Origin of the sequence: Pseudoalteromonas sp. S1608 (assembly GCF_005887265.1) — a bacterium.
Lineage (GTDB): Bacteria > Pseudomonadota > Gammaproteobacteria > Enterobacterales > Alteromonadaceae > Pseudoalteromonas > Pseudoalteromonas undina.
Genome location: NZ_PNDK01000004.1, coordinates 126147 through 146571 on the forward strand (window position 1 = coordinate 126147; position 20425 = coordinate 146571).

The 20425-nt window shown below is 40.0% G+C and carries 16 protein-coding genes; 10 read left to right on the forward strand and 6 right to left on the reverse strand.

Annotated elements, in window-relative coordinates:
• Window positions 1-27: 27 nt before the first annotated feature.
• Window positions 28-1194 (forward strand): lipase family protein, encoded by a 1167-nt coding sequence (locus tag CWB75_RS03225; protein WP_054201374.1) that lies wholly within the window; start codon window positions 28-30, stop codon window positions 1192-1194.
• A 13-nt stretch (window positions 1195-1207) separates the two neighbouring features.
• On the opposite strand, the gene soxR is transcribed toward CWB75_RS03225, so the two are convergent.
• Window positions 1208-1666, reverse strand: coding sequence for a redox-sensitive transcriptional activator SoxR (soxR, locus tag CWB75_RS03230; protein WP_010389335.1), 459 nt, complete (start codon window positions 1664-1666; stop codon window positions 1208-1210).
• A gap of 98 nt (window positions 1667-1764) precedes the next feature.
• On the opposite strand from soxR, the gene CWB75_RS03235 reads away from it, so the two are divergent.
• The 3 genes from CWB75_RS03235 to CWB75_RS03245 are packed head-to-tail and all read left to right on the forward strand — an operon-like array spanning window position 1765 to window position 3422.
• Window positions 1765-2229 carry a flavodoxin family protein gene (locus CWB75_RS03235; protein WP_138569875.1) on the forward strand — a complete coding sequence of 155 codons (465 nt, stop codon included), beginning with the start codon at window positions 1765-1767 and terminating at the stop codon, window positions 2227-2229.
• Between the two features lie 51 nt (window positions 2230-2280).
• The gene (locus CWB75_RS03240) at window positions 2281-2805 is read left to right on the forward strand and encodes a DsrE family protein (protein WP_138569876.1); all 525 of its coding nucleotides are present in this window, start codon (window positions 2281-2283) and stop codon (window positions 2803-2805) included.
• Complete coding sequence (locus tag CWB75_RS03245; RefSeq protein WP_138569877.1) at window positions 2805-3422, forward strand: GDSL-type esterase/lipase family protein; 618 nt, start codon at window positions 2805-2807, stop codon at window positions 3420-3422. The genes CWB75_RS03240 and CWB75_RS03245 overlap by 1 nt, the downstream gene beginning before the upstream one ends.
• Window positions 3423-3457: 35 nt before the next feature.
• On the opposite strand, the gene CWB75_RS03250 is transcribed toward CWB75_RS03245, so the two are convergent.
• Window positions 3458-5707 carry a TonB-dependent receptor gene (locus CWB75_RS03250; RefSeq protein WP_138569878.1) on the reverse strand — a complete coding sequence of 750 codons (2250 nt, stop codon included), beginning with the start codon at window positions 5705-5707 and terminating at the stop codon, window positions 3458-3460.
• Between the two features lie 280 nt (window positions 5708-5987).
• Here CWB75_RS03250 and CWB75_RS03255 point away from each other — a divergent pair, with 280 nt between their 5' ends.
• The 4 genes from CWB75_RS03255 (at window position 5988) to CWB75_RS03270 (ending at window position 10722) form a co-directional block, all read left to right on the forward strand.
• Window positions 5988-6995, forward strand: a complete 1008-nt coding sequence (locus tag CWB75_RS03255) for a LacI family DNA-binding transcriptional regulator (RefSeq protein ID WP_075170018.1) — start codon at window positions 5988-5990, stop codon at window positions 6993-6995.
• A gap of 169 nt (window positions 6996-7164) precedes the next feature.
• On the forward strand, window positions 7165-8403 hold the full coding sequence (locus CWB75_RS03260; RefSeq protein ID WP_138569879.1) for an MFS transporter: 1239 nt from the start codon (window positions 7165-7167) through the stop codon (window positions 8401-8403).
• Between the two features lie 15 nt (window positions 8404-8418).
• Window positions 8419-9921, forward strand: coding sequence for an alpha,alpha-trehalase TreF (gene treF, locus CWB75_RS03265; protein ID WP_138569880.1), 1503 nt, complete (start codon window positions 8419-8421; stop codon window positions 9919-9921).
• Window positions 9922-10032: 111 nt separating this feature from the next.
• A complete protein-coding gene (locus CWB75_RS03270; protein ID WP_138569881.1) occupies window positions 10033-10722 on the forward strand; it encodes a response regulator transcription factor in 690 nt (229 codons plus the stop codon).
• 32 nt (window positions 10723-10754) lie between these two features.
• Here the strand turns inward: CWB75_RS03270 and CWB75_RS03275 are convergent, their stop codons facing one another.
• Genes CWB75_RS03275 through CWB75_RS03290 form a run of 4 tightly spaced genes read right to left on the reverse strand, consistent with a single transcriptional unit; the run spans window position 10755 to window position 13885 of the window.
• Window positions 10755-11528: a CsgG/HfaB family protein gene (locus tag CWB75_RS03275; protein WP_138569882.1), complete on the reverse strand. Its 774-nt coding sequence runs from the start codon at window positions 11526-11528 to the stop codon at window positions 10755-10757.
• Window positions 11528-11950 (reverse strand): curli assembly protein CsgF, encoded by a 423-nt coding sequence (locus CWB75_RS03280; protein WP_138569883.1) that lies wholly within the window; start codon window positions 11948-11950, stop codon window positions 11528-11530. The genes CWB75_RS03275 and CWB75_RS03280 overlap by 1 nt, the downstream gene beginning before the upstream one ends.
• Window positions 11944-12336 (reverse strand): curli production assembly/transport protein CsgE, encoded by a 393-nt coding sequence (locus CWB75_RS03285; RefSeq protein WP_138569884.1) that lies wholly within the window; start codon window positions 12334-12336, stop codon window positions 11944-11946. Before CWB75_RS03285 ends, CWB75_RS03280 begins: the two co-directional genes overlap by 7 nt.
• A gap of 40 nt (window positions 12337-12376) precedes the next feature.
• Window positions 12377-13885 (reverse strand): curlin, encoded by a 1509-nt coding sequence (locus tag CWB75_RS03290; RefSeq protein ID WP_138569885.1) that lies wholly within the window; start codon window positions 13883-13885, stop codon window positions 12377-12379.
• A gap of 571 nt (window positions 13886-14456) precedes the next feature.
• On the opposite strand from CWB75_RS03290, the gene CWB75_RS03295 reads away from it, so the two are divergent.
• Together CWB75_RS03295 and CWB75_RS03300 are read left to right on the forward strand one after the other, a co-directional pair.
• Window positions 14457-16961 carry a S8 family serine peptidase gene (locus CWB75_RS03295; RefSeq protein ID WP_138569886.1) on the forward strand — a complete coding sequence of 835 codons (2505 nt, stop codon included), beginning with the start codon at window positions 14457-14459 and terminating at the stop codon, window positions 16959-16961.
• A 262-nt stretch (window positions 16962-17223) separates the two neighbouring features.
• Entirely contained in the window at window positions 17224-20397 is a 3174-nt protein-coding gene (locus CWB75_RS03300; protein WP_138569887.1) for a glycosyl hydrolase family 18 protein, read from the forward strand.
• The last annotated feature ends 28 nt before the right edge of the window (window positions 20398-20425 follow it).

Consider the following 20425-nt stretch of genomic DNA (forward strand, 5'->3'; position numbering starts at 1 on the left):
CGTTTAAAACCAATAAAAGGATTTAAAATGAATACGTTAACACCTACTCAGGCAGTCCAATTAGCTTCACTTGCTTATGATGCTAAAGAATTAAAAAATACAAAACTATTAAATGGGCTATTGCATGCATCCTTGCGAGATCAGTTTGATTTTTCTATCAATAATAGATCCATACAAGGTGTGTCAGGCGGGTTTTTCTCTCATTTATTTGGTTTAAGTACTGGGTTTGGCCTTGTTGCGCACGGTAAAAATTCATTTCAAGGTGATTCAGTAATCACTATTCGTGGTACGGCCTCACTTAGAGATGGCCTAACAGATGCACATTTTGGGTTAAGCGGTGGCTCTAACGGCAGTATGGTACATGCTGGATTTAATAAAACCTTTTATAGTATGAAACCTGCACTACAAGAGTTCGTTGCTGCAAATATAAGAGATAAAATGACCGGCTGTGTGCACATTGTTGGTCATAGTTTAGGTGGTGCATTGGCTACGCTTTCAGCCGATTGGATAAAAGCAGAGTATTCGTTGCCGGTTAAATTATATACGTTCGGCTCGCCAAGAGTGGGGCTTGATAACTTTTCACGCGCTGCTACCTCACGTATAGATAAAATATACCGTTGTACACACGGTGCTGATCCGGTTACAAAAGTGCCTTTGTGGCCATTTTCACATGCGCCCTACAATGGCCAAGAAATTCGTCTTGATAATGGTCAGGGCCTTAAAGGCGCAGCCCACAAGTTAAGCGGTACGCCAGGCTATGTTAATACCGCAAACAGTAATGATTGGGGTAATTTAACTGTAAAAGCAAACCACTTTTTAAGCACGCCGGTACGTTTGAAGTTTGAAGACAGAAACCAAGCTTCATTTAGTTCACACTGGGCAGATAAGCTCGGCGCTGCGTTAGTTACCTTATTAAAAGATTCGGGCTACTACAGTGCTGTTGCAGCACAAGCAGCCATAGGTACAGGCTTAACTTTTTACGATATGCTGGCGCGAACGCTTGATAAAATAGCCAAAGCGTCAGCCTCATTTGCAACGCAAACCTTAGGTTTACTCGGGCACATGTTAGTGTTTGCTGGCAAAGTTATTAGTAAAGCCGTAGAGCTGACTTACAGTTTTATTAAATCGGTATTTGATTCAACTCTTGGGGCATTATATCGCGCTGCCCGAGAAGGCTTAAATGGTCTAGATTAAGGTTTTATAAGCCTTAATCTCGCTCTAACAAAATGGCACCACTTTGGGTTTCACCTAAGTGGTCGTCTTTGTTATAAATAGGGCACTTACTCATTGATAAACACCCACAGCCAATACAGCCATCAACCCGTTCACGTAAACGTTGCATATAAGCAATACGCTCATCAAGTTTCTTTTGCCATTGTTTTGAGAGTGCAGACCAGTCTTTTTGTGTTGGTGTACGCTGCTCTGGTAACGTTGCCAGAGTTTGTTTAATTTCTTCGAGCGTGATCCCCATCGCTTGTGCTGCTTTTATAACTGCTACTCGCCTTAGTACATCTGGTTTAAAGCGTCGTTGATTGCCACTGTTTCGCCAACTGCGTATTAGCCCTTTATTTTCGTAAAAGTGCAGTGTAGATACCTTAACGCCACTGCGTTTAGCGACAAACCCAACCGTTAAGTTGGCTTCAGTAAGCTTTTTTTGTACTGCCATCACTTTAATTCCTTTTAAAAATTAAATTATTTCTTATTGACCTGAACTTAACTTGAGGTTTTAAGCTTTGCTCCATCATAAGAAAAGGAGCTAACCCAATGCAAGAAAAATCAGCACACAATATCGCAATCATATATTCAAGTGGACGTAAAAATGGCAATACTACCGCGCAAGTTAATGCCTATAGTAAGCAACAAAGCGGCATTGTTTTTTGCTTAGATGATTATGTTATTTCACCTTATCGCTACGATAAGCAGTATCACAATGATGATTTTTATAATTTGTTTGAAGTGTTACTTCGTTACGAACATTGGGTAATTGCGTCACCTATTTATTGGTATAACACCACGCCACAAATGAAAGCGTTTATGGATAGGATTACTGATTACATGGATGATGAGGCGTTACAACCGAAACTTAGAGCTTTACGACAAAAACAGTTTTCACTGTTGTCTAATGCTGCATCTCCCTCTGCGCCAGACGCATTTATCGATATGTTTAAACATACATTCAATTATTTAGGGATGACGTTTATAGCGCACTCACATGTTCAGGCTAGTTAATTGCTTTAAATAGCGTTAGGGTAGGCTAAGCCAACAATAAAATGGAAACTTATGAAAACATCACTTTTAGGTCTTAGTCTTCTTTTAACTAGCTTTAGTAGTTTGGCAGCAGAGCCTGCGCCTGTTATTAAAGACTTTGGTTATTTTTATAATGTGCACGAGCATAAATCTGATTTAAGCCAAGCGCAGTTTAAAATTGCCTTTGATGTAGGAGATGGCGCTGAAAAAGGCGCGCAAAATAATCATATTAATTCGTTAGCGCGATTTATTAATATGCATGTGGCTCACGGTGTAAAACCAGAAAACATTCAGCTGGCGCTAGTGCTACATGGTGGAGCCAGCGTTGATGTACTGAAAAACAGTGATTATAAAGCTCGGTTTGAAAAAGATAACAAAACCGAATCTTTAATTAAACAGCTGCTTGCTAATAACACGCAGGTATATGTATGCGGGCAGTCGGCAATGCATATGAAGGTAGCAGCAGATCAGCTTATACCTGGAGTGCAAATGGCGCTTTCAGCGATGACAGCCCACGCCCAGTTACAGCAACAAGGCTATACATTGAATCCGTTTTAATGAATATTCTGTGTTTTGGTGATTCCAATACCTTTGGTATTTCTCCTGTTGATGGCAAACGGCTGAGCGAAATTGAACGCTGGCCTACTTTATTAAAGCAGCAGTTGGGCACCGGCTTTGAAGTGATTGAAGCCGGGGAGCCTAATCGTACTTTAGTCAATAACCCCCCGTTTATGGGAGATAAATCGGGCATTAAATATTTAAAACCGTATCTGGAAGCGCACACTGTTGATGTTGTTATTATTCAACTCGGTACTAATGACTTAAAAGCACGTTTTGCACTGTCTGCTATCGATATTGGCAAAGCGCTTGAGGAGTTAATTTTAGCCATTAAAGCCTTTTATCACTGTAAAACAATACCAAAGATAATCATTATAAGCCCGCCCAAGGTTCATGAAGTGGGAAGTTATAAAAGCATTTACGCAGGTGCAGGTAAAAAAGTTGAACAATTATCTATTGAATTTAAAGCCGTCGCCTATCGTCACACGTGTGTATTTTTAGATTGTTATCCGCTGATAAAGCCATGTAATAAAGAGGGCATACACTTACCCGTTAGTGCGCATAGAGAGCTTGCTAATAGGTTGACACCTATAATAAAAAAAGCCGCCGTGTATTAAGCACAGCGGCTTTAATTTATTGCTTAGGGAGTGTATTAAAATTCGTAACTAACACTTAAGCGTGTTGTACGCGGCATAATGTAACGGCCATTGGGGGCGTCGGCATTGCGTGGGTCGCCTTCGGTGATACCTTGTTCATCGGTCAGGTTATCAATGGCTAATTGCAGTTTAATGCCTTCGACTGGTTCAATAATTAAACCTAAGTCTACTTTTTCGTAGCCATCAAGTGTTACGGTGTTTTCGTTATTACCAAAGCGGTCATCCACTGCTGACAAAGTACCATATAAAGTGGCATACATGCCGTCTACTTCAAAGTCATAGCTTGGTGTTACACGTACTTGCCATTTAGGTTGGCGCTGTGCGTCGTTACCTTTATTTTCAGGGCTTTCAGTGATTTCGGTCTGTTGTAATGTGGTATTTAAATTAACAGAAAAGCCAGATTCATGATTAAAGTTATAATCAAGTTCAACACCATACGCTTCGTTGGTTAAAATTTCAGCCGGTACACCTGGGCGACTTACAAAGGTATCGCCTTTTACTTCATTGACAAAAAAGGTGGCGTAGAAGTCGGTAGAGTCTGAAATAAGTTTGTAACCTAGTTCGCCCTGCGTTACTTCTTTAATTAGTTTTTCACCCCCTTGGTATGCGCCAAAGTTATCTCTAAAGTCATCAAAATATGGCATTTTATAACCACGGTTAACACGTGCAAACACGCCCATGTCGTCATTAATTGAATAGTTTAGACCGGTTGTCCATGAGGTTTTACTTTCATCGTAATCAACGGCTTTAGTGATAATACCGTCAAGGTCTTCATCAACACTGTATTGCACGTCATGGTTTTCTTTACGTACACCTAAATCAAGTGTAAATGCATCTGCAAATTTGTATTGGCCTGTAAAGTAAAAAGCATTGGTGCGTGCATCGCCTGTTGAGCTAATATCGTAATTAAAACCACACCCGTCAGTGCTTTGGTTACATTCAATGCCATTTAATGACTCACCACTGGCTTCCAGCACGTGATACGCCGTATTACCTAAGCTCCACCAATCGCTCGCAGATGTGCTTGCGGTGTAATAACCAAAAGTGGCCGATAAATCGCCAAATTGCTTTGAAAAGGCTAAGTCGTTAGTAAACGAGCTTATTTCTTTTAATACTACCCAGCGACCCAGTTGCTGAATCGCGGTGTCACTAGCATATTCGGTGTTAGTCACTGCACCGAATGCCGTTTGACCATTGTCAGCCACTTCACCAATTGTCGTTGCTGAACCATTAGGTACTAGGCCAAATGTATTGGCATCGCCTTTAGTAATATTAAAACGATCTATAAATTGCCAGCCATTATCAAATTCTAGTTTAATGCTACCGCCGGATACATGGCCATCCCATCCTCGGCCATCACCTAGGTCAATATCGTGTGCTTGCGCATCTGGGCCGGTAAAAATCGTCGCTTGACGGTTAAGTGTGCCTAATTGAGTATACTGGGCGTCAATTCCGTCAACGTTTAATGGGGTGGGTAAGTACCAAGCACCGTGATCGTCTGTTTGACGGGTATAAAAGTTAAGCTCGCCATTGTCTAACTCTTTAGTAATGTTAATTGTAAATTGGCTGCCTTTTTCTGAGGTAAACCCTGCATCACGAATACCCGGTGAGCTTTTAACATAGCCGCCTACCATGAAATATAGGTCGTCGGTGATTTCACCACTTAGCACAGCATCAACCCGTTGTAAGTCGTAATCTGAGGTGGTGTATTTAAATAAGCCTTGAGTATCTTCACTGCCACGCTTTAACCTAAAGTTAGTTGTTAAACCAGGCTGACCATTGGATAGCACAGGGTTAGGACCACCACGCAGTGCTTCCATCGTTTCAATCGTTTCATCGATTCTAAATAACGATGAGTTTTCTAAAAATGAAAGAGTAGGCGCAGGGTAAACTGGCGAGCCTTCAATACTAAGTGTTAAAAATGGCGCATCACCACCTCCTGGAAAACCACGTACAAATACGTTGGCACCAGACTCACCACCAGAGCTTTCTACCCACACACCGGGAACAGCTTTAAATAAGTCAGCAGTACTTTTTGGTGATAATTTTATAATTTGTGATGAATCAATATTTGTTACTGCGTAGCTGGCATCAATTTTTCTGATCCCAACACCTGCGGGGGTACCAGAAACGACAATTCGCTCAACTTTTTTTTCTTTTGCTTGTTCTGCTGCAACAGCAGCGTGTGTGCTTAGGGCTAAAGTAATTGCACAGGCTAGCATGCTTTTTGCTTTATTGAATTTCATGTGTGAGATCCCGTTTTTAGTGTGTTAAACAGTGCGTATTACAGCGAGATTGATTAAATTTTAATGTAAACAAGCTGTATAAATTGAAACTTTAGAGATAAATGCAAACGTTTGCAATGTTTATTTGTAAATTATTTATTAATATGGGCTGTTGTTTTATTGAGCGTAATTACACAAGAGCGTAATTTTTAAGTTAATGGGCAAGCCAGTAAAAAATAATAATGCTATATTGTCAGTAAGTTAGATATAGCATCAGCCGAAGTGGAGCGTTTAGGGTTTTATGAATAATAAAAAAATTAAATTAGCTGATTTAGCAAAGCTTGCAGGGGTATCTACCTCAACGGTTTCGCGCGCGCTGAATAATAACCCGCTTATAAAACAAGAAACCCGCGACAAGCTTCAGCAGCTTGCAAAAAAACATAATTTTAGCCTTAACACGGCAGCTAGCCGTTTACGTACGCAAAAAACCAATGTTGTTGCCGTTATTATTAATCTTGATGAGCAAACCGAGCAGTCAATCAGCGATCCATTTTTACTCAAGGTAGTGAGCGAAATTAACCTTGCGCTTAATCAACAGGGTTTAGAGTTGTTGTTATCTAACTCTATTATGGCGCAAGATGACTGGGCTAATTACTTTATTAATGGCCGCCGAGCAGACGGTATTATTGTTGTGGGGCAAGGAAAAAACCAAACTAATATAGAAGCGGCTGCCGATGCGGGTATTCCTTTAGTTGTATGGGGGGATCCAAAAACACAAAGCAATTATCCTATTGTCGGCAGCGATAACTACTTAGGAGGAATGCAAGCGACCGCTCATTTAATAGAACACGGTGCTAAAAGTATTTTATTTTTAGGCGATCCTGAGCATGGTGAAATTAGTGAAAGGCATCGTGGTTACGCTGCTGCACTTTCTACTCATAAACTTGAGCAGCATGTTATATCCATTGATATTACCAGTCGCTCAGCGTATCAAGCAATTAATCAGTTATTACGTGAAAAAGGTTTATATTTTGACGCGATAATGGCCTGTAGTGACATGGTTGCACTGGGGGCGATGAAAGCGCTGAAAGAGCGCTATGTAAGTATTCCCAACGATGTGGCACTGGTTGGATTTGATGACATTGCCATGGCTGATATTAGCCATCCCTCTCTTTCTACGATTAAACAAAACACCCAATTTGCTGCGACTTTGTTAGTTAAAAAGTTAATACAGCAGTTTTCAGGTGAAAAAGCCGAATCACAAGTTATTGATATAGAATTAATTACTCGCCAGTCAAGCAAACGTTAATCTAGTATGCATGTGTATTAATTGTTAAATTTAAAATGCAAACGATTGCAATGGTATTTGTTCTACACTAAACTCTGGATTTACTGACTAACACACACGGTAATTTACCAGCTATGGGTAATTTGCTTTATAAAAGTTATGGCGTATGTAGCTATAAACGAGGCAAGCAATGAGTAAAATAAAAATCACACTGGCAATTGCTGCAAGCTATTTTATTTTCGCAATACTATTAAATAGCGTAGGCACTGTTATTTTGCAGGCTATAAACACACTAGGAGTAAGCAAAACCGAAGCCTCGGTTTTAGAGGGGTTTAAAGACTTATCAATTGCAATAATGTCATTTGTTGTTGCTTCATTTATACCACGTTTAGGCTACAAGCTTGCAATGCTGCTAGCACTGATAGTTGTCGCTATAGCGTGTTTGAGTACGGCTGTAATAAGTGACTTTTACATGTTTAAAGTGTTATTTGCTGCTGTGGGTTGTGGTTTTGCGGTCGTTAAGGTGTCGGTTTATTCAATTATTGGCCAAGTGACTGAGGATGCAAATAGTCACTCATCATTACTGAACACCATAGAAGGCATTTTTATGGTGGGTGTATTAAGTGGCTATTGGGTATTCACCGCATTTATAGACCCTGTTGATAGCAATGCGTGGTTGAATGTTTATTACCTATTAGCAGCGCTTACGCTTTTGGTGGTTGTTAGTGTTGTGATAGCACCAATAAAGCCTGCTATCAAAGGTCAAAGAAGCAACTCGGGTTGGAATGACTTTATTGCTATGCTCAAACTTACCTCTCAACCGTTAGTGCTGATTTTTATTATTAGTGCATTTTTGTATGTGTTAATCGAGCAAGGGGTAGGGACTTGGTTGCCTACATTTAATAATCAAGTTTTGCAATTACCAGTAGCTATTAGTATACAACTAGCGAGTATTTTTGCCGCAGCTCTTGCTTTAGGGCGCTTAGTGGCGGGCCAAGTATTAAAGCATATTCATTGGTTTGTAGTACTTAGCTGTTGTTTAGTTGCTATGGCTGCATTGATCATTATTACCTTACCACTAACGGAAAACTTACCTAAAAGCGAGGTGAATAGTTTATTTGATGCGCCTCTGGCGGCGTTTGTTTTGCCATTAATTGGCTTTTTTATGGCGCCCATTTATCCGGTACTCAACTCAGTCATGCTCAGTGCGCTTCAAAAGCATCAACATGCTGCAATGACAGGGTTAATTGTTGTCTTTTCAGCACTTGGTGGCACCACAGGGTCGGTGATAACCGGGTATGTATTTGAGCACTTTAGTGGCCAGCATGCTTTTTATCTTTCACTTGTGCCCATTAGTTTAATTTTTATTAGCGTGATTATTTTTAAAAAACGCACCCATGCCATTTCACAACACGCAGTCAATAGTTAATAGATTAGGACAGTTATGAGTTTTTTTAATAGCCAATTATTTAAAGATGTACAAACACAGCACATATTTAGCGACTGTAAAACGTTTGCTGATGCAACCGCGCGTGTTGATTGGCAAAGTGCCTGTATACAGTATGAGCAAATAGCACCCCTTGATAAAACTCAATTAAGAGACTTTGTTGATGCGCATTTTATAACAACGCCTTTATTAACAATGAAAGCGGCTGCAAATACCACCAGTGTAAAAGGCTACATAAACTCACTGTGGAGCGGCCTTCGACGTGAAGCCGATACACCCAAAGCTAATTCTTTACTCGCTTTAAAGCACAGCTATATTGTACCTGGTGGACGTTTTCAAGAAATTTATTATTGGGATAGTTATTTTACTGCGCTGGGTTTAATTGATGCAGATAAAAGTGATGTAGTAGAAGACATGCTACAGAATTTTATAGATTTAATTAATGATTACGGCTGTATTCCCAATGGTAACCGCAGTTATTATTTATCGCGTTCACAACCGCCTATTTTAGCGCTGATGGTTGATCTTTTATGGCAGCACACTCACAGTAAAACACATAATTTAGCTTGGCTTAGATTGTGTGTTGAAGCTTTAATAAAAGAGCACGCATTTTGGATGCAAGGAGCAGATACACTCGAAGATGCGCAAACAAGTGTAAAACGCGTGGTAACAATGCCATGTGGTGGGGTATTAAATCGCTATTGGGATGATGAGGCGGCTCCTCGCGCAGAGTCATTAAGAGAAGACTTAGCGCTTGCATCAGGGTTTAGTGATGATAAAAAACCTGAGTTTTATCGTAATATTCGTGCCGCATGCGAGTCTGGCTGGGATTTTAGCTCGCGCTGGTTAGCCGAGCCAAATTTATTAAGCTCAATTCAAACAACAGATATTGTACCTATAGATTTAAATTGCCTACTGTACAATTTAGAAAATCAGCTTAGTGAATGTTTTAAATTGCTTGGCAATGAGCAACAATCACAAACGTACAGCAACTATGCTGTAAAAAGAAAGTCGCTTATTAATCAATATCTTTGGAGTAGTGAGCAGAGCTTTTTTGTTGACTATAATCATAAGCTATCTAGCCAGTCTGTCATTTTAAGTGCAGCGGCAAGTACCGCGCTTTTTGTTAATTTAGCCTCGCAACAGCAAGCTGAACTGGTTGCAAACGTATTGAGCGAGCAGTTTTTAAAAGCAAGCGGCATTGTAACCACTGTTGTTGATACTCCACAGCAATGGGACAGCCCGAATGGCTGGGCTCCATTGCAATGGTTTGCGGTAAAAGGCTTGCGTAATTATGGTATTGAACAATTAGCTACACGCATAATGAAAAACTGGCTAACAATGGTAGAACAAGACTTTATTGAAAATAAATGCTTGCTCGAAAAATATAACGTATGCACACCGCAAAAAAAAGCCAGCGGGGGGGAATATCAAGTACAACAAGGATTTGGTTGGACTAACGGTGTAACATTGCGCTTTTATATGCTCACTGAAAGTTAATTTGCCTTAACTGCTTTATAGGGATTCACCCTGATAATCTTATACCAAAAGAGCATTGTGTTTTGTAGTTGATTTAGGTAATGTAATAAAATTGTTTCAGGGATGGTAATTATGTTAAGTAAAAAATCTGCCTTTATTAAAACAACACCTAAATCTTCTTCTCACTCATTTTGCTATACAACGATTATAAGCACTTTAAAGGCGCTATTTAATGAAATAAAAATGGATGACTCACTCCCTAAAGCCGGGTTACGTCAAACCTTTGAACTTTATCTCGTTGATGGTGCGGACAAGGATTGGCACTCATTAATTCCTGCCGAATTAATCTGTTTAGCTAAGCAACATAAGGTGATTTTATTTAACGTTGAGCCAAATGCTGTATGTGAGAAAAACTTATTATTAAATCACTTCAATGGCGTTTTTTATAGCTCAGATGCTGCGGAGGATATTTTTAAGGCGCTTGTAAGAATAACCGATGGCGAACTATGGTTTACTCGTAAAGTGATTTCTGATGCATTCAAAGATATATTAAATGCAGCTTCATCTAACAATTTATTGCACGATGACATAGTACTGAGTAAATCGGATTACGAAAACTTAACCAAACGTGAAAAATCGGTAATCCAATTAATAGCGCAGGGTGCGAGTAACGATAAAATAGCGAACAAACTCAATATTAGTGATCACACAGTGAAAACTCATCTCTATAGTGCGTTTAAAAAGACTCAATCGCGTAATCGTATAGAGCTTGCAAATTGGGCACAGCGCTACATTTCGGTATTACTTCCATTAGATAATTAAATAAAAAGGCTATTTGCATAGCCTTTTATTTTTTAAGCTTGTTTTTTAGCCCAAAGTCCTCGATCTATGCCTTTAGTAATTAAATCAGTAAGCGCTTTTTCTATGGCTTGTGTCACACAAATACTCATAGGTTCGTTATCACTAAATCCAGCTTCGGCTTCGGCTAAACGTTTGTAACTAACATATCTAAAGAAGCCTGCTCGCATTTCTTGGCTCAAAACTTTTTTGCTGGTGGCTACTGATAATAGTACTTGGCCAGTTCTTACATCGACTGCACGCAAATAAATTGAGATTGCATCTTCACGATATAGCTCTGATGCACCAATACCAAAGTATTCCATTCCTAATCCGCCAGTTTTTACATTGGTATCGTAGCTAATTATGCCACCTTCTAAAATAATTTTTGCGGTGGTTAATGGCGGAAGCTCGCCCTGATTAGGGTTAGTCGCTTGTGCCGCTCTAATAATTTTTCGCTCAGTCAAAATATTTTGCAAACCCTCACGTTCAACCGGCGTAAACCAGTCAGACTCATGTAATGCTTGTACTAGAATAGAGTTTGCACCTTGAGTGACGGCCGTTGAAAACGAGCTAACATTAGTTTGTGGTTTATATTGACCGGTTTGATCGCGAAATGAATAAACTGAAACTGGAATGCTACCCGCAGGTTTAGGTAAGCTTTTTAAGTCAGAAAAAACATCTGTTGGCTCTAACGTTACCGCACTTTGTTTTGACGGAGGAATTAAATTACCCATAGTAGAGCAACCACTAAGAGAAAGCGCGATTGTTATTATAATTACTTTATACATTATTCAAACCTCGGTACTTCGATAACCACAACCGAGTCATCAATTATATTTGTTATTCTAACCGTGATAGTGTCGGTTGTACTGGTGATCACTTCTATTTGATAATCACCACTCATAAAAATGGAGTCTTGATTAAAAACACTGTCTTCAATATTTTCGCCAAAAGCCATGTCAGTGATTTCTCTCACCATCCGATTTAAGTATGTTCGCTCTAATGAATCTTGAAATTGCTCTGCATACCCTTTTTCGACAACCGGCGCTTTATGCTTATTTTGTGCTTGTGCCTTACTAAGCAACATATTGGCATTGAGAGGGTTACCGCCAAAACTCGGGTTGATAGGGGTATAGATAATTTCAGTCGCGGAGACTGAAAAGCTTAAAGTTGCTATTATTGTTAATACTATTTTTTTCATTGTTACCATCCATTCAATGCCATGTCAGGAGTCGCTGTTTGCATATTCGATCGTGCCATCGCGTCCATTACAGAATGTACTGCTTGCTCTACCCGCTCGTCCAAAGGCTCTAACTTCCGCCCCAAGTGTGTTACATAAATTATTTTATTATTCATTATTAGCACTAATTTAGTGCCAGCACGGGGTATAACCGTTTCTTTTATTTCTACATTGAAGCCTGCTGTTGAAGGGAACTCGCGCCAATAGTTTGAAAATTCACTATAAAATTGATACCCAAAGCGACTAATACTTTTGTTTAGAAGTAATCCATCGATTTCTAAATCATCACTGGCATTACTCCAAGGAATAAAAAGAGTTAAAAGTATAAAAAAATAGTTATATTTATTATTTTTCATAGTTAAATAAGGGAGAGGGTTACTCTCCCTTTCTCATCAATTACATTTGCGTAATTGTTGCAGTGTTACCATCACCGATTTGCGTGACAGAGAATGTACTGTTAAAGCCAATTACGTTACCTTCAACAGTATTGTAATTACCTGTTTGAGTAACAGAGAATGAAACATTTTCACCGCCTATTAATAGCGCTGAATCTCCCGTTCCACCTACCCAGTTCCCCTCACCTTGTTGTGCAATATCAATAGAGTGATTACTGCCTTCTACCATTAAGTCTATAACGTTGATATCACCATTTTGAGCAATATCAATTTGGTTTGCGTTACTATCAAGGACACCCGCTAGTGTAACAATAGCTTCGTTTTGGTTACCGGCTTGATTAATATCAATATCGTTATCGTTTGAAGTGAGTGACACATCAGGGTACGAAGATTGAACTAAAATTGCGTTTTCATCGCCACCTGATTGGCTTAGATCAACATCGTTTCCACTACCATTAAAATTAGCTAAATGAACCGAGCTTGAATTACTAACTTGGGTTACTGTAAATTCATTATTTGATCCAATTACACCCATGTATACTTCATTAGTGTTACCAACTTGCATTGCTGTAAGCTCATTGTTATCGCCCATCAGCTCAGTAGTTGCAAGGTTCTCATCACCAACTTGATTAACTGTTACTTCGTTGAATGAACCGTCAAAAAGACCAGACTCAATAGCATTATCTGAACCTTCTTGGTCTAGTTTTATTTCATTATCATTGCCTGTAACAGCTGCAAAAGTAATCGTATTGTTATCACCGCTGCTTTGTTCAATAGCTATTTCGTTTGCATCACCTGCTATATCAGTGAATGTAACGATATTGCGTGAGCCATCTTGGCCAACATCAATCTCATTTTCGTTGCCACGTAATGAGCCTATTTTAAACTCATTCCAGGTGTCTGTTTGTTCAATTTCAATGATATTTTCATCACCTGATAAGCTAAGTATTTCAAACTCTTGCCACATACCAGATTGAGATGAAATAATTTCGTTGCCGTTACCTCTCATGTCCATGTTGTAAAACCAATGGCCGCCATTTCCTTGCTCTACGTCAATATTATTATCGCTACCGGTGATAATATTGATTGCTTCATTGTTCTGGAATAATCCTTGGCCGAATTGAGAAACGTAAACGCCGTTATGATCACCTGTAATACGGGTGATAAACCCATTAGCAACACCATCTTGTGCATAAGTTTGTTGGTTGTTATCACCCGTTGTTTCAACTTCGGCGTAATTACCATTTTGAAGTTGAGCTATCTTAACATCGTTGTTGTTACCAATTTCAGTAGCCAGTGCCGTATTACCATCGCCGTCTTGAGATACTAATGCTGTGTTGTCAGAAAATGATTGCTTAACTGTTACAGCATTTTCAACACTACTTACAGAGACTTTAGCTGCAAGCTCAGAAGTTGAACCCGCCTTTGATTCTGTATTTGCGTTTGCTGTAAAACTGGCGCCCATTGCAATCGCAATTGCACAACTTAAAAGTGATTTATTCAATTTCATTATTATTCTCCTTGAAATACAAAATTAAACACCTTGATTGTTTATTAAGTTTTAATAAGGTGTTTGTCGTTACAGCATGCCGTGCTGTGATAATGTGTGATTAACTTTTTATTCTTAAACGTAAGGTGCGGTTTTAATCATGAATGTAGAATCCGGCTTTTTTTACTTAATAAGTAAATTTACCGTTATCTACTTCATAACTGCTCAATCACTGTATTCTTCAATGAACTTATTTTGAATCATCTTTTTTAATGGTATTTAAAAGCTTTTAATTTCAATGGCTTGCAGCTTTATTTTGGGTTTATATTTATTTTTCATTAAAATCCAATAAAAAATAGCTAGTTAATGGTATGTTAAAATTGATGGGTTTAGCTCACTAAAATGGATGTTTTTTCTGTTTTTATCACTGCATTTCCAGTCAAAAATAATGATTTTGTACCTTATTTTGTTTTTTTACTTGAGTTAGTCGCTGTTTAACCGTTTTCTTAGCACTTGCCACGTGATTGCTTAAATTCTTATACGTAAATATCCCACTTAGTACAGCTAAGTTAACTTAATTACGGATAGAACAATGAAAACAAAATTATCTATTATTACACTTGCACTTTTACCTTGTTTAGCTGCGGCTAAATTGCCTGATGTTAGCAGTACAACTCAAAAAGTCACTGCGAGCAGTGATTCGATTATTGTTAAATATAAAAAGAATGCTTCGCCGGAAATGCGTAAGCAAGCTCGATCGTTAGTAAAAGCCAAAATATCTGATCTAAATAACGATGAAATTGATGATAACTTCACTTCGTTATTTTCAGGCCGCCTCGCTAAATTTAAAATATCAGGAATGAGCGCTAAAGAAGCAATTGAGCGCTTAAAATCACATCAAGCTATTGAGTATGTTGAGCCTGATTACCGAGTGAGCATAGCAAACGCAACTAATGATCCTCGCTTTGAAGATTTATGGGGCTTAAATAATGAAGGCCAAACTGGTGGTACGGTTGATGCTGATATTGATGCACCAGAAGCATGGTCAATTTCAACTGGTAGCCGTGATGTTGTTGTAGGTGTTATTGATACAGGTGTAGATTATAGTCATCCTGATTTAGCTGCGAATGCGTGGGTAAATAGCGGTGAAATTGCTGGAGATGGTATCGATAATGACGGCAACGGTTATATTGATGACGTGCACGGTATTAACGCGATTACCGATGCTGGCGACCCAATGGATGACGAAGGCCACGGTACACATGTATCAGGTACAATTGGTGCCAGTGGTAACAATGGTGTCGGAATTGTAGGTGTAAACCATGATGTATCTATTGTAGGTTGTAAGTTTTTAGCTGCAGATGGTACAGGTTCTACATCTGGCGCTATTAAATGTATTGACTACATGGTAGGCCTTAAAAACTCAGGTGTTAACCTTCGTGTATTAAACAATAGCTGGGGCGGTGGTGGTTATAGCCAAGCACTTGCTGATGCGATTACTGCCAGTGAACAAGCTGATATTTTATTTGTAGCTGCTGCTGGTAATGATGCGGTAGACAACGATGTAAACCCTCATTACCCATCTAATTATGAAAACGACAATGTATTATCTATTGCAAGTACAGATAGTCGCGACAATATGTCTGGCTTTTCACAATGGGGTTTAACCAGTGTTGATATGGGCGCGCCAGGTAGTGCGATTTTATCAACCATTCCTGGTGGCGGCTATGCAAGTTATTCTGGTACATCAATGGCAACGCCACATGTAGCTGGTGCTGCTGCACTTGTACTGTCAGTTAATCCTGACTTAACAACACTAGAGCTTAAAGAATTACTTATGTCTAGTGGTGATGCTAATGCGGCATTAAATGGTAAAACGGTTGCAGGTACACGCCTAAATGTAAACCAAGCACTGATTGATGCTGATCCAACTCCAGGGTTTAAATTATCAGTATCACCGGTTTCTCAGCAAGCAACTGTAGGTGATACGGTTACCTATACCTTTACAATTGGCTCAGTTGCACAATGGGATGGCGACGTTTCACTGGCTTTGGCTGCTGATCTTATTGATGCATCACTAAACGCAACTACAGCTCGTCCAGGTGATGAGGTTGTACTAACGGTGGCAACTAATAGCGAAACTCAGTGGGGTAATTATGACTTTACTGTAACCGCTTCAACAGACGAGCAAGTTAAAGAGCAAACAGTAAGCTTGATGCTGCAACCTGCTGGTTTGAACGACTTTACTTACAGTAATGATGAAAGCGTTGAGATTCCGGATAATTCACCTGAAGGTGCAAGCTCTGTCATAACAGTGGCTGATGATTTAACTATTTTTGGTACCACGGCTGATGTAGACATTACGCATACTTGGTCAGGTGACTTAGTGCTTACACTTATTTCAGCACAAGGTACAGAGGTTACTTTACAAAGCAATGAAGGTGGCAGTGACGACGACATTGTGAAGTCATTTACATCAACGGTATTTAATTCTGAGGTAGCGACTGGCGATTGGACACTTAATGTAGAAGATACAGCGGGCGCAGATACGGGTAATATCAATGGTTGGTCACTTACATTTAGTGCAATCGGTGAAGTAAGCCCACAACCACCAGAAGCTGGCTTTAATGTTTCAGCACAAGGTTTAACTGCCACATTTACAGATACAAGTCGTGATGTTAATGATGATATTTCACAGTGGAGCTGGAACTTTGGTGACGGTGCAACTTCAACCGATGCTAATCCTGTTCATGCCTACGCTGAGCCAGGTAGTTATGAAGTTGAATTAACTGTAACAGATAGTGAAAACAACTCAGATACATTCACACAAACAGTTGTTGTAAGTGATGTTGAAATTGAGTTGAGTCTAAAACGCGCTAATAAGTCACGTCTTGATACTATGCGTGTAGAGTTAAACTGGGAAGAAGTGGGTGCTGAGTCACTTAGCTTATACCGAAATGGTGAACTAGTAGGCACCGTATCAGACAATGGTCGTTACCGTGACTACGTTCGTAACGCAACATTACCTGCATACGACTATCAGTTATGTGTTTCTGAAAACGTATGCTCGAATATTATTACGGTTTCATTTAATTAAACAGAACATACATTCCTAATGTAAACCAAGCCCAGTTTTCTGGGCTTTTTTATGCTCGATTGATAAGTGTCATTTATTTGAACTTAGTATATGAATGGATTCTTATACGTATAAATAACTAGTCTTATATTATTAATTAGTTAATTAATGCTTTTTTTGTTCATTAATTACACTTTATTTACTTGATATTTACTTTGTTCATGCTAGTTTCATAAATGGAAACTGACAATAGCATTTCTTAACACACTAAGCGGAGGAGCAAATGAGCTCACGGAAAATAATAAAAAATGCCTTCAGATTAAGTGCCTTATCTCTAAGTGCATTTAGTTTAAATGTATACGCATCAACTGATTGCAGTACATTAACGGCATGGGAGTTAGGGCAAACTCATACAGCAGGAAGCCAAGTTAAGGCACAAAATAATGCCTATGAAGCCAAGTGGTGGACACAAGCCAATCCTTTGGAGAATGCAGGTCAATATCAAGACTGGTTACTTTTGGATGCATGTGACAGCGCTGTCAACGATAATCAATCACCTATAATTACCGAGTTTACACCTGAAAATGGTTCTTTATTTAGCGATAAAGACAGCGTTGTCATTTTGGCGCAAGCAACTGACTCAGATGGCTCGGTTGCAAGTGTGGAGTTTTTTGTCGACGGCATTTCCATAGCGGTTGATAACACTGCGCCGTTTAGTGTTAACTGGCAAGCTATTGCGGGCGAACATCAAATTAGTGCGGTAGCAACAGACGATAAAGGCGCGAACTCTGCAGAAGTTGTTAATACGCTGAACGTTAGTGATTCAGTAGTTGTTGACCCTGTTAATCAAGCACCTGTTGCCGCTATTTCATTTAGCACGCTTCCGGATCAACTGGTTGTTGGTTCGCAGGTGGTGTTTACACTTTCTGGTACTGATAGTGATGGCCAAGTAACGGCTCTAAGCTTTGTAGCAAACGGGGTGGATGTTCATCAATCAAGCTCACCAGCGAGCAGTTTTACATGGCAAGCAACGGCACTTGGTCAGGCAACTTTCACCCTAACGGTGACCGATAACGACGGTGCAACAGCGCAAGTAACAAAAGTATTAACGGTTGTTGATGAAAATACAGGCCCAGTTACGGGCACTGACTGTCGTCCCCAAGGTTTATATCAAACTCCCGGTGTAAACACGCCTTACTGTACGATTTATGACGCTGATGGTCGTGAGATCATGGGCCCAGATCATCCACGCCGTGTAATTGGATACTTTACTAGCTGGCGTAATGGCGCTAATGGTCAACCCAGCTATTTAGTAAACGATATTCCGTGGGATAAAATCACCCACATTAACTATGCATTTGCCCATGTTGATGCGAACAACAAAGTTTCTATTGGCGATCCTGTTTCAGTAAATAATCCTGCTACTAATATGGAATGGCCGGGCGTAGTTGGCGCTGAAATGGACCCAGAGTTTAACTACAAAGGTCACTTTAACCTGTTAAACAAATATAAAAAACAACACCCAGATGTAAAAACACTCATATCTGTGGGCGGTTGGGCTGAAACCGGTGGTTACTTTGATGAAACAGGCCGTGTTGCAAGCGGTGGTTTTTACACCATGACCACCAATGCTGATGGTTCAGTTAACCATGCAGGTATCAATGCATTTGCGCAAAGTGCAGTTGAGTTTATTGAAAAATATGGTTTTGATGGGGTTGATATTGATTACGAATATCCATCATCAATGAATGACTCAGGCCACCCTGATGACTTCCCAATTTCTAATGCACGTCGTGGTGGTTTAAATGCCTCATACCAAGTGCTAATGAAAAAAGTACGTGAGGCGTTAGACCGTGCAGGTGAGGCTGCGGGTAAGCATTATTTACTCACGATTGCATCGCCTTCTTCAGGTTATTTACTGCGCGGTATGGAAACTTTCCAAGCGGTTCAATACCTTGATTATGTAAATATCATGTCTTATGACTTACATGGCGCATGGAACTCGCACGTAGGCCATAACGCGGCATTATTTGATACTGGGTTAGACTCAGAGCTCGCGCAATGGAATGTATACGGCACCAAAGAGTTTGAAGGTATTGGCTATTTAAATACTGATTGGGCAGTGCGTTACTTCCGTGGTGCGATGTCAGCGGGTCGAATCAATATTGGTTTACCTTATTACACCCGTGGTTTTAAGGATGTATCAGGCGGAACAAACGGTTTATGGGGCCAAGCGGCGCTACCAAATCAAGCTGATTGCGCTAAAGGTACCGGCGTAGGTGAGAAAAACAAATGCGGTAATGGTGCGTTAGGCATTGATAACCTTTGGCATGATAAGAACGATGCAGGCCAAGAAATGCCAGCAGGTTCAAACCCTTTATGGCATGTTAAAAACCTTGAAAACGGTATTGTTGGTTCGTATTTAGGCGTGTATGGCTTAACACCTGATACAGACGCTGATGACCGCTTAACGGGTACTTATACTCGTCACTATGACAGCGTTGCCGTTGCACCTTGGTTATGGAACGCAGATAAAAAAGTATTCCTCTCGATAGAAGATGAAGAGTCAATGGCAACAAAGGTTGATTACGTTATCAACAATGGTCTTGGCGGTATCATGTTCTGGGAGCTGGCAGGTGACTTTGACTATGACTCAGCCAAAGGCGAGTACTTCATGGGTTCTACGTTAACTTCATTAGCATACGATAAGTTTAATCAAAGCGGTGTTGCATATGATGTGCATGGCGGAAATCCAAACTTCACAGTGCCTGCTGAAGCCGTAGATATCACATTTACAGCAAAAGACTTCCCAATTGGTGATGATAATTACCCAATCAGCCCAACGTTTGCATTTACTAATAACTCAAGTCTTGATTTAAGTGGTGCAAAAATCTCATTTGATGTGCCGGTATCAACTTCCGCTATTTTTAAATCTAACTGGAATGCACAAGAAAAACTGGGCATGGCTGTAGAAGTAAATGGCTCGAACGCAGCCGGTAACAACATTGGTGGTTATGAGAACGAGTTTCACCGTTTCTCAATCACATTAAACAATGAGTGGGGCGGTCAGCCAAAAGACTTTAGCGCTGGTGCAACTGTGAATGCACAAGTGATGTACTACATGCCAATTACTGGGCCTAGCAACTTTACCATTGAAAAAGATGGAAAAACTTACGCATTCAAAGCTGAATACCCAATGCTACCAGATGCAACACCGGATGATGGCACGGGCAATCCAGATAACGGAGGAGGTGATCCTGTAGGTATGTGTGAAGGAGTTGATATAGCCACGATACCTGCTTATCCAAACTTTCCTCAAACTGACTGGGCGGGCAACCCAAGCCATGCTGCTGGCGGCGATCTAATGGTGCATAACAATGCAGTGTACAAAGCCAAATGGTGGACAACCTCTGAGCCGGGTGTAACAGCTGATTGGAGCTTAAGTTGTAGCCTGTAATTTACAAAACAATGAGGGGTAAGCCTGA